Below are 9091 nucleotides of genomic sequence, written 5' to 3'. Positions count from 1 at the left end.
TGAGCCAGGATATTCCCAACAGTCTTTCCCTACGCATGTCGGCCCGCCCGGCCCATCTTGAAAGACTTGAAGCTCTCAAATCAGAAGGTCGTCTGATGTTGGCAGGCCCCCATCCAGCTCTGGACACACCAGACCCAGGGGAAGCCGGTTTTACCGGCAGCCTTGTTATCGCTGAATTTGACTCCTTGGAAGCAGCCCAGAGCTGGGCCGACGATGACCCTTACGTCGCAGCCGGAGTTTATGAGAGCGTGTTGGTGAAGCCTTTCAAGCGGGTTTTACCCTAGCCCGTAGCTGGCTAGCATGAGCTTTTTGTAATAAAGACCGGCTTGATTGGCTCAGGAACTGTGCCAGAATTGCGCCTTTGAACACGACACGCAGGAATCGTACTTTGTGACCTTAATTCGTCTGCTTGCTCTCATGCTTTTAACCATTGTCACCTGCACTTCAGTACAGGCCCAAACGGTTTACATTGATGACACTCTTTTTGTTCCCCTTCGTGGTGGGCAGGGAACGGAATACAGAATCCTGCACAATGGGTTGCGTAGCGGGACGCCGGTGGAGTTGCTGGAACGTAGTGAGTCAGGCTACAGTCGAATCCGTACCCCGCAAGGGCTGGAAGGCTGGGTCGTCTCCCGTTTCCTGTCGGAGCAACCCATTGCCCGGGATCGATTGGCAGCGGCCACCCGAGAACTGGAAACTGCCAAGAATCAACTTTCGGAAGTACGAGAGCAACTACAGACGGTGCAGGCAGAACGTGACCAGTTAGCCACCTCCGAGGACAACCTCGAGAATCGGTCGCAATCCTTGGCCAGCGAACTTGAGGAGATCAAAACAGTGTCAGCAAACGCACTGACGCTGGATCGCCGCAATCGGGAGTTACAGGAAGCCAACCAGAAAATCCGCAACGACCTGGAAGTCCTTACTGCAGAAAAAGAGCGCCTCGAAGCCAAAAGCGAGTCTGATTTCATGCTGTTAAGTGCGGGGCTGATCTTGTTAGGTATGTTCCTGGCAGTGGTGATTCCACTACTAAAACCGTCACGCAAGAATGATAACTGGGCCTGAATAGTGTACAAACTACAACCAGTAAGGTGAACGGAATGTCGATGACCATGAAGGATTACACCGAGAAGCGGGATTTTCACCGTATGCAGGTCAATTCTGAGATCGAGATTACGGACGGTAACGGGCACCAGTTTCGGGCAGTCTGCCGGGACCTGAGTGGGACAGGAATGCAAATTGCCGTTGATCGACCAGTGGCTGAAGGTGCCGAATTCAGCACCTTGATGCCTTCTCCAAGTGAGAATTTCCCGCCCTTTGAAACCAATGTAAAGGTACTCCGCTGTGCACCGGATGGGGACGGTTTTCTGCTGGGCACGGCTATCACAGAAGTGAAGAAATAACCCCGCAGCCGGATTTCCAGGGATTCAACCGGGGCCTATAGATGCAGCCCCGGTCTACAATCCGGCTTTAATCGCCAGCGACCTTCAACGGTTTTTCCGACACCACAATGCCGTTGTTATCCGCGTAGACGTAATGACCGGGGTAAAAAGTTACACCACCGAAGGTAACCGGCACGTTCAGATCGCCCAGGTCTCGCTTTTCAGATTTTCGGGGGTGAGTCCCTAGAGCCTGAATACCAAGGGACGTGGTGCCCAGGATATCAACATCGCGAACGCAGCCGTTGATAATGAGGCCAGCCCAACCACTCTCAGCGGCCTTCTCGGCCAGCATATCACCAAGCAGTGCCACCTTCTTTGAGGCGGCTCCATCCACCACCATGACCTTGCCCTCGCCAGGCAAACCCACCTGCCTCTTCACGACCGAGTTATCCTCGAAGCATTTTACCGTCACGATTTCGCCGCCGAAGGCACTGATGCCTCCGTAGTTCCTGAAACCTGGCTCCACTACCTGTACCTCAGGATAGTCATCGCAAATGTCCGGGGTCACAATAGGCACTCTTACTCTCCTGCAATCAGTCGGTTAAATATCAACGTGTTCTTCTGCAAGGAAGAACCAGGTGTCGAGCACGGAATCCGGGTTAAGTGACACGCTGTCGATACCCTGGTCCATAAGCCACTTGGCCAAATCAGGATGGTCGGAAGGTCCCTGACCACAAATGCCGATGTACTTGTCAGCTTTCTGGCAGGCCTTGATAGCGTTGGACAGTAGCGCTTTAACCGCATCATTACGCTCGTCAAACAGGTGGGCGACAATACCGGAATCCCGGTCCAGCCCCAGCGTGAGCTGAGTAAGATCGTTGGAACCTATGGAGAACCCGTCAAACGATTCCAGGAACTCGTCGGCCAGAATCGCATTGGCGGGCAACTCACACATCATGATAACGCGAAGACCGTTCTCGCCACGCTTTAGCCCATTTTCGGCCAGCAGTTCGACCACTTGTCGGGCTTCACCGACGGTACGGACGAAGGGCACCATGATCTCGACATTGTTGAAGCCCATTTCGTCCCGCACTTTCTTTAAGGCACGACATTCGAGTTCGAAGCAGTCACGGAACGTTTCAGAAATGTAGCGGGAGGCGCCCCGGAAACCCAACATCGGATTTTCTTCGTCCGGCTCATAGAGCGTGCCACCAATCAGGTTGGCATATTCGTTGGACTTGAAATCGGATAACCGGACAATAACTTTCTTCGGGGTGAAGGCAGCGGCAAGGGTAGAGATTCCTTCGACAAGCTTGTCGACATAGAAATCAACCGGTGAGCTATAGCCGGAAATGCGCTTTTCCACCGTCTGGCGAATATCCCGGGGCAGGCCGTCAAAATTAAGCAATGCCTTGGGATGCACGCCGATCATCCGATTAATAATGAACTCAAGCCGTGCGAGACCTACACCTTCGTTGGGTAACGACTGAAAATCAAAGGCCCGGTCCGGGTTCCCTACGTTCATCATTATTTTGAACGGGATAGCCGGCATCGACTCAACGGTGTTCTCACGCAGTTCGAAATCCAGACTGCCCTCGTAAATTAGTCCGGTGTCGCCTTCGGCACACGATACGGTCACGTGCTGCCCGTCCTTCAATATATCGGTTGCATCGCCACAGCCTACAACCGCCGGTATACCCAACTCCCGCGCAATAATGGCCGCATGGCAGGTACGCCCGCCACGGTCGGTCACAATGGCGGCAGCACGTTTCATGACTGGCTCCCAGTCAGGATCTGTCATATCGGTTACAAGCACGTCGCCAGGTTGCACACGGTCCATTTCGTTGATGCTGGTAATCACCTTGACCGGGCCGCTGCCGATCTTGTGACCAATACTCCGACCTTCAACGATGACCTTGCCCTGCTCCTTGAGCAGGTAACGCTCCATGACATTTGCCGAGGCACGGCTCTTCACCGTTTCCGGCCGCGCCTGGACGATATAAATGAGTCCATCGTCACCATCTTTTGCCCATTCGATGTCCATCGGCCGCTGGTAATGCTTTTCGATGGTCATGGCCTGTTTGGCCAACTCGGAGACTTCGGCATCCGTGATCGAGAAACGCCCCCGCTCCTCAGAGCCCACCTTGACGGTATCGACTGAGCGGCCGGTTTCCTGGCTACCGGAGTAAACCATCTTGATCGCCTTGCTACCAAGATTACGGCGCAAGACTGCTGGCCTGCCAGCTTCAAGAGTCGGTTTATGAACGTAAAACTCGTCCGGGTTTACGGCACCCTGAACGACCGTCTCGCCAAGACCGTAGGACGACGTGACAAAAACGACATCGCGAAAACCGGACTCGGTATCAAGGGTGAACATCACACCGCTGGACGCTGTTTCACTGCGGACCATCTTCTGGATGCCCGCGGATAACGCAACCAGCTTGTGATCAAAGCCATGATGCACCCGGTAAGAAATGGCTCGATCATTAAACAGGGAGGCGAATACCTCCTTGACGGCAAGCTTCACCTGGTCGAGCCCGACAATATTCAGGAAGGTTTCCTGCTGGCCGGCAAAAGACGCATCGGGCAGGTCTTCAGCGGTAGCGGAGGAACGAACAGCGACTGCCAGATGACTGTTGTCCTTACGCAGCGCGTTGTAAGCGCTTTCAAGCTGCTGCTCCAGAGCAGCCGGGAACGGGGTCTCTATAACCCAATGCCTGATCTGTGCCCCAACCCGGGCCAATTCGTTGACATCGTTGATATCGAGCGCATCCAGGGCGCTGTCAATGCGCTCTTTGAGCCCGTCTTTGGCGAGAAATTCACGATAGGCGTGTGCGGTCGTTGCAAACCCGCCTGGCACCGTGACGCCTGCATTGGCAAGGTTACTGATCATTTCACCGAGCGAGGCATTTTTGCCGCCCACCCGATCAACGTCAGCGATGCCCAGGTTCTCAAACCAGATGATGTACTCTTCCAAAGCGCGTCTCCCTTGAGTCATTGAAGCAAAGAGCCGTGATACAAAAATGACTCCACGGCTCTCGAACTTGGCCTGTATCATACTGTAACCTGCAAAGATTACCTAGCCAACCGACCCGCCGGACTGCGCATCGATCTCGTCCGGTTCTGATCAAATCACGCTTTAACGGAGCCCGATAGCCGATTATGAAACGAACTGCGTTTTTCATCTCTGACGGAACCGGCCTGACCGCTGAAGCGCTTGGCAACAGCCTGCTGGCACAATTCGAAAAAATTGATTTCGAACGCGTCACCATGCCTTACATCGACGACCTTGATAAAGCCAATGATCTGGTAACACGTATAAATCATGCAGAACAGACCGATGGCGCAAAACCTTTGGTCTTCGACACCATCGTTAATAACGACATCCGTGAAGCCATCGGTAAAGCCAACGGATTTATGGTGGACATTTTCGGTACCTTCCTGCACCCACTTGAAACGGAACTCAGTGTATCGTCTTCTTATACCGTTGGACGCTCCCACGCGATCAGCAATGAGAGCAACTACGAGAGACGGATCAAGGCTGTGAACTTTGCACTGGACAACGACGACGGAGCACGAATTCGCCATTACAGCGAGGCGGATCTTATCCTGGTGGGAGCGTCACGGAGCGGCAAAACACCTACGTGTCTTTACCTGGCACTGCAGTACGGTGTCAAAGCGGCAAATTATCCGATCACCGAAGAGGACCTGCAGGATCAGCAGCTCCCTGAGGCGTTAAAGCCGCACAAGGAGAAAATCTTCGGCCTGACCATAGAGCCGGAGCGACTTGCGACGATCCGTAACGAGCGACGTCCCAATTCCCGCTACGCGTCGATCAAGCAGTGCATGCTGGAAGTTGAAGAAATTGAGTTGATGTATCGCCGTGAACGCATTCCGTACATGAATACGACGGCCTACTCTGTCGAGGAAATTTCAACGCGAATCATGGTGAGCACCGGCCTCAAGCGCAATCGTTGAACGAATACGCTTGAGGCGGTTTGCTTACAGCTCTTCGACAGCCAGACCCAGCTCTTCTACCACTGCCCGATGATCGGGGCTGGTCACAACGGCTGTGCTGGCGGTGTCCGGCTTCAGCCAGGTGCGGGCAACGCGCTTGAGGTCTTCCAACGTCACTGCCAGAACGCGTTCCCGGAACCGGGCCTGCTGCTCTGGCGTACGACCGAACAGACGGTTCTGGAAGGCATGCCGGGCTTCGCCAGCGGGTGACCTCGGCTTATCGAGCTGACCCACGACGCCAAGTATCGACTCTTCCAGCTCCTGGGGATCGTGTTCCGCCGTTTGCAGCCACTCAACTGCCGCATCAAAGTCACTCAGGGTCTCACTAAGACGTGGATCGCGATATGAGAAGAACCGGAAGGTACCATTCACACTGTCCTGGCCAGCGCCCCCCCCGTAAGCCCCGCCTTTCTCGCGGATAACCCGGTGCAAGTAACCGTTCCGCAGAAAACCACCCAATACGGTCAAAGCCGCCGCATCCGGGTGGTCGATTGCCACCGTGCTGTAGGCTTTAGCACAGAAGTTAACCTGAGTGGATGTCAACCATGCCTGCCGAGTCTGATAGCTTACAGGCTTGATATCCCACGCTCCTCCGGCGGCAGGCTCGTCATTTTGCCAAAGCTTGCGGAGGTCCTCCGCCATGGGTTCGAGGTGTTCTTCTTCCCCGATTGCCAGAAACTGTCTTTGCTGCTGTTGCATGCGCTGGTGGAGAGATGCCAGTCTTGAACACAGGTTGGCCAATTTCCCCGGCTCATCCAGCGCATCGTCAAGAGCCTTGATATCACGGATTGCTTCCAGGCCGCCCAACCGGAACCCGAGCCAGGCACCTGCACTCAGGCCCTGACTGGCAGCGCTCATGGCCAGGCCATGACCACTACCTGTGACCGATTGCTCCCGGCGAGAGCGAACCTGGGCAATCATTTCCCGAATTCGATCATGCTCGTCAAAGCGGGCACCGCTGAACACATCCTTCAGCAGCCGGGTGAGCGCCTCCCTATTACGAGCCAGGGCCTTGCCGTTCAGCACCAGAAAACCGGACAAGCTCTGAACATCATCAATGCGCCCACGCGCAGAGACGAAAGCCGATATTCCACCCGACTCTGCCGTTACCCGGTCCTGCATCTGCAGGTAATCGAGCTCACCGCTACCCACCTCTGTCAGGCAGGTTGTGTAGAGCGGTAGTAATAACAGCTCGTCATCAGACATAGCCGGAAGCGGCAAAATCACCTGCTCATAGACCAGACCATTGGTACCCTGGGCGTATAGCGCAGCGGAAATATCGCCCGCGTACCGGGCCTCGGGCTCAGGCAATTTCAGAGGTACGTCGGTGAGATCCACTTTCGGCAGGATAGAGTCATCATCCTTGCGCTGCTGGCGATCTTCCAGGGCCTTAGCGCGCTCGACGATCTGGGCAGTTTCCTCTGCGGTCAGTTTCGCTTTTTTGGCCGCCAGCGCAGTTTTAATGGCTGACTGCCGACGGTGTTCAAGTTTGTCATCTGGGCGCAGGGTGAGCGTCACCCGATGGGGGTTATCCACCAGGTTGCGCCGGATAAGCTCAGGAATGTAACCGCGGTCGCGAATTTTCTCACGCATCTCTGCCAATACCGGCTCCAGGTCAAGCAAGGCAACTGGATCACCCCCGTGCACCATGGGGGATATCGCGGTCATAATCAGTTGCAAACCGTAAGGCATCCCATCCCCGGAGATCTCCCGCTGATGCAGCTCAAGTTGATGCAGGATGGCTTCAAGGCGCTCATGACTGACGCCTTCTTCCACAACCGTTTTCAGTGTCTGTTCAATCAGGGCTTCGAGTTCCGCCTGTTTTTCTGGCTCGGTACCTTCAATGCCGCACACAAACGTCATTTCGCGATTGGAATCTTCGAGGCCACACAAGGGCGATGGCGAGTGGCCAATATCCGTGGTTTCAAGCGCACGCATCAGAGGTGAAGCGCTGTTCTCCAGTAGCACGCTGGCCAGTAGCTGAGCTTCGAGATTGCTCTGCAAATCAAAACTGTGGCCAAGCAGCCAACCCATCACGATATGAGTTTTGTGATCCGTTGACTCGCCCTCATTCACGCCGTAACCCTGCTCTACCCGGATTGGTGCAAACAGACGCTTCTCATCCCGAACGGGCAGATCAATATCAAGGCGATCAAACCGTGACAGCGCCAGCGCCTCGAATTTTTCGTGATGCTCATGGGCTGGGATGTTGCCATAGGTGGCAAAGGTCGCATTGCTCGGGTGGTAGTGGTGGCGATAAAACGACAGCAAGTCATCATACTCAAGGTCCACAATATGATCTGGCTCGCCGCCGCTGTTGTAGTGATAAGTCGTGGTGGGGAACAGGTGGCTTGAAAGATTCTGCCAAAGCTGCGAAGTGGCCGAACTCATTGCACCTTTCATTTCGTTGTAGACAACGCCCCGATAAACCAGAGGGGACGAAGGATCATCCGGCTTCTCGAATTCAAGCCTGTGGCCTTCCTGAGCAAAATCCAACGGGTCGAGACTGGAGAAGAAAACCGAATCCAGATAAACCGATAACAGGTTATCGAAATCTTTCCGGTTCTTGCTCGCAAACGGATACGCCGTCCAGTCGCTGCTCGTGAAAGCGTTCATGAAGGTGTTCAGGGACCGCCTGATCATCATGAAAAACGGATCACGAACGGGAAACTTCTCACTACCGCAGAGCGCCGTATGCTCAAGGATATGCGCGACGCCGGTAGAGTCCATCGGGAAAGTACGGAGGGCGACAAAAAATACGTTCTCGTCGTTATCAGCAGCCATATGAAGGTGCTGCGCACCGGTTTTGCGATGACGATACTCCTCGACCGTAACATTGAGGGTCGCAATCCGGTGGCTGCGCAACTTCTCAAATGCCGGATGAACACCGCTTTCGCTGACTACTGTCATTAATACACTCCGTCTTTCTCAAGTTAAGGCCTGTAGGTTAACACGTTGTATCGATTATCATGCAGATATGCTGTATGACGCTCAACTACAATAAAACGTCAAAGACTCTATCTAAAGCCGGGAAAAGCAGACCACTATGACAATCGATATCCCTGATGCAGCGTGCGCAGCCTCCGAGCAGAAATCTCAACCAGCGCAACCATCACCTGCTGCCAGTTCTGCTTTACGGCAAACGCCACTGCATCAACACGGCATATCGGCTTACTGGCTCGAGCGCCGCGATTACCTGGCCCGTGTGCGGAAGGTGCCGGAACTTCGACAACGCTATTGGCGAGCCGTTGCTATTTATACGCTACGCAGGACACTTTGGTCGTTCGGATTTTTCCCGGTTTTTATAGCATTCTGGGTACCGTTGGTGCTATCGAACTTCAACCCGGTAATACTGGTCAATGACGTACTCCCTGCCCTGCAAACGTTTGTCGGGGCCAATCCCGAAGTGCAAGCCAACACCCTCAGCACCCTTATAGCTGCCTGGTTGTCGGTAGGCTTCTTCTTCCTGGTTTTTGACTTTGTGCTGACACCATTCAAGTCGCCTTACCAATACGAAGCCGATGTTCACATGCGCGCCTGGGAGCAGCTTAACCATGACCGACTTCCGGCCAAAGTGTTATAGGGCCTGCAATGAGCCCTGCCTGAACCACCGACTGACGGGATCCTTGCTAACCATTCAGAAGAACAAGAGGCGTCAAGGGACATGGCGCTTCCACCTTGGGCATTGCCTGGTT

8 protein-coding genes are annotated in these 9091 nt (G+C 54.3%); 5 read left to right on the top strand and 3 right to left on the bottom strand.

All coding sequences use genetic code 11. From position 1 onward, the window contains the following. From WEB64_RS03615 to WEB64_RS03605, 3 genes are all read left to right on the top strand, one after another. Positions 1-284, top strand: a 284-nt coding sequence (locus tag WEB64_RS03615; protein ID WP_368065517.1) for a YciI family protein, incomplete at its 5' end; no start/stop codon positions are given. Between the two features lie 106 nt (positions 285-390). Further along, the gene (locus WEB64_RS03610) at positions 391-1062 is read left to right on the top strand and encodes a TIGR04211 family SH3 domain-containing protein (protein ID WP_368061746.1); all 672 of its coding nucleotides are present in this window, start codon (positions 391-393) and stop codon (positions 1060-1062) included. 35 nt (positions 1063-1097) lie between these two features. After that, positions 1098-1400 carry a PilZ domain-containing protein gene (locus tag WEB64_RS03605; RefSeq protein WP_368061747.1) on the top strand — a complete coding sequence of 101 codons (303 nt, stop codon included), beginning with the start codon at positions 1098-1100 and terminating at the stop codon, positions 1398-1400. 67 nt (positions 1401-1467) lie between these two features. On the opposite strand, the gene rraA is transcribed toward WEB64_RS03605, so the two are convergent. Together rraA and ppsA are read right to left on the bottom strand one after the other, a co-directional pair. Beyond that, entirely contained in the window at positions 1468-1956 is a 489-nt protein-coding gene (gene rraA, locus WEB64_RS03600; RefSeq protein ID WP_368061748.1) for a ribonuclease E activity regulator RraA, read from the bottom strand. Positions 1957-1980: 24 nt separating this feature from the next. Beyond that, positions 1981-4356 (bottom strand): phosphoenolpyruvate synthase, encoded by a 2376-nt coding sequence (ppsA, locus tag WEB64_RS03595; RefSeq protein ID WP_368061749.1) that lies wholly within the window; start codon positions 4354-4356, stop codon positions 1981-1983. Positions 4357-4541: 185 nt separating this feature from the next. On the opposite strand from ppsA, the gene WEB64_RS03590 reads away from it, so the two are divergent. Beyond that, positions 4542-5357, top strand: a complete 816-nt coding sequence (locus WEB64_RS03590) for a pyruvate, water dikinase regulatory protein (protein ID WP_368061750.1) — start codon at positions 4542-4544, stop codon at positions 5355-5357. A gap of 24 nt (positions 5358-5381) precedes the next feature. Here the strand turns inward: WEB64_RS03590 and WEB64_RS03585 are convergent, their stop codons facing one another. Next, entirely contained in the window at positions 5382-8306 is a 2925-nt protein-coding gene (locus WEB64_RS03585) for an insulinase family protein (protein WP_368061751.1), read from the bottom strand. 136 nt (positions 8307-8442) lie between these two features. Between WEB64_RS03585 and WEB64_RS03580 the strand changes: the two genes are divergently transcribed. Continuing rightward, positions 8443-8979 carry a hypothetical protein gene (locus WEB64_RS03580; RefSeq protein ID WP_368061752.1) on the top strand — a complete coding sequence of 179 codons (537 nt, stop codon included), beginning with the start codon at positions 8443-8445 and terminating at the stop codon, positions 8977-8979. Positions 8980-9091 lie beyond the last annotated feature (112 nt).

The organism is Marinobacter sp. (assembly GCF_040882185.1).
Taxonomy (GTDB): Bacteria; Pseudomonadota; Gammaproteobacteria; order Pseudomonadales; family Oleiphilaceae; genus Marinobacter.
This window is presented reverse-complemented; position numbering and strand designations above follow the sequence as displayed.

Excerpts from the sequence above, each read along its gene's own strand:
- WEB64_RS03605 (WP_368061747.1), top strand. The coding sequence starts at position 1,098 with ATGTCGATGACCATGAAGGATTACACCGAGAAGCGGGATTTTCACCGT.
- WEB64_RS03590 (WP_368061750.1), top strand. The coding sequence starts at position 4,542 with ATGAAACGAACTGCGTTTTTCATCTCTGACGGAACCGGCCTGACCGCT.
- WEB64_RS03580 (WP_368061752.1), top strand. The coding sequence starts at position 8,443 with ATGACAATCGATATCCCTGATGCAGCGTGCGCAGCCTCCGAGCAGAAA.
- WEB64_RS03585 (WP_368061751.1), bottom strand. The coding sequence starts at position 8,306 with ATGACAGTAGTCAGCGAAAGCGGTGTTCATCCGGCATTTGAGAAGTTG.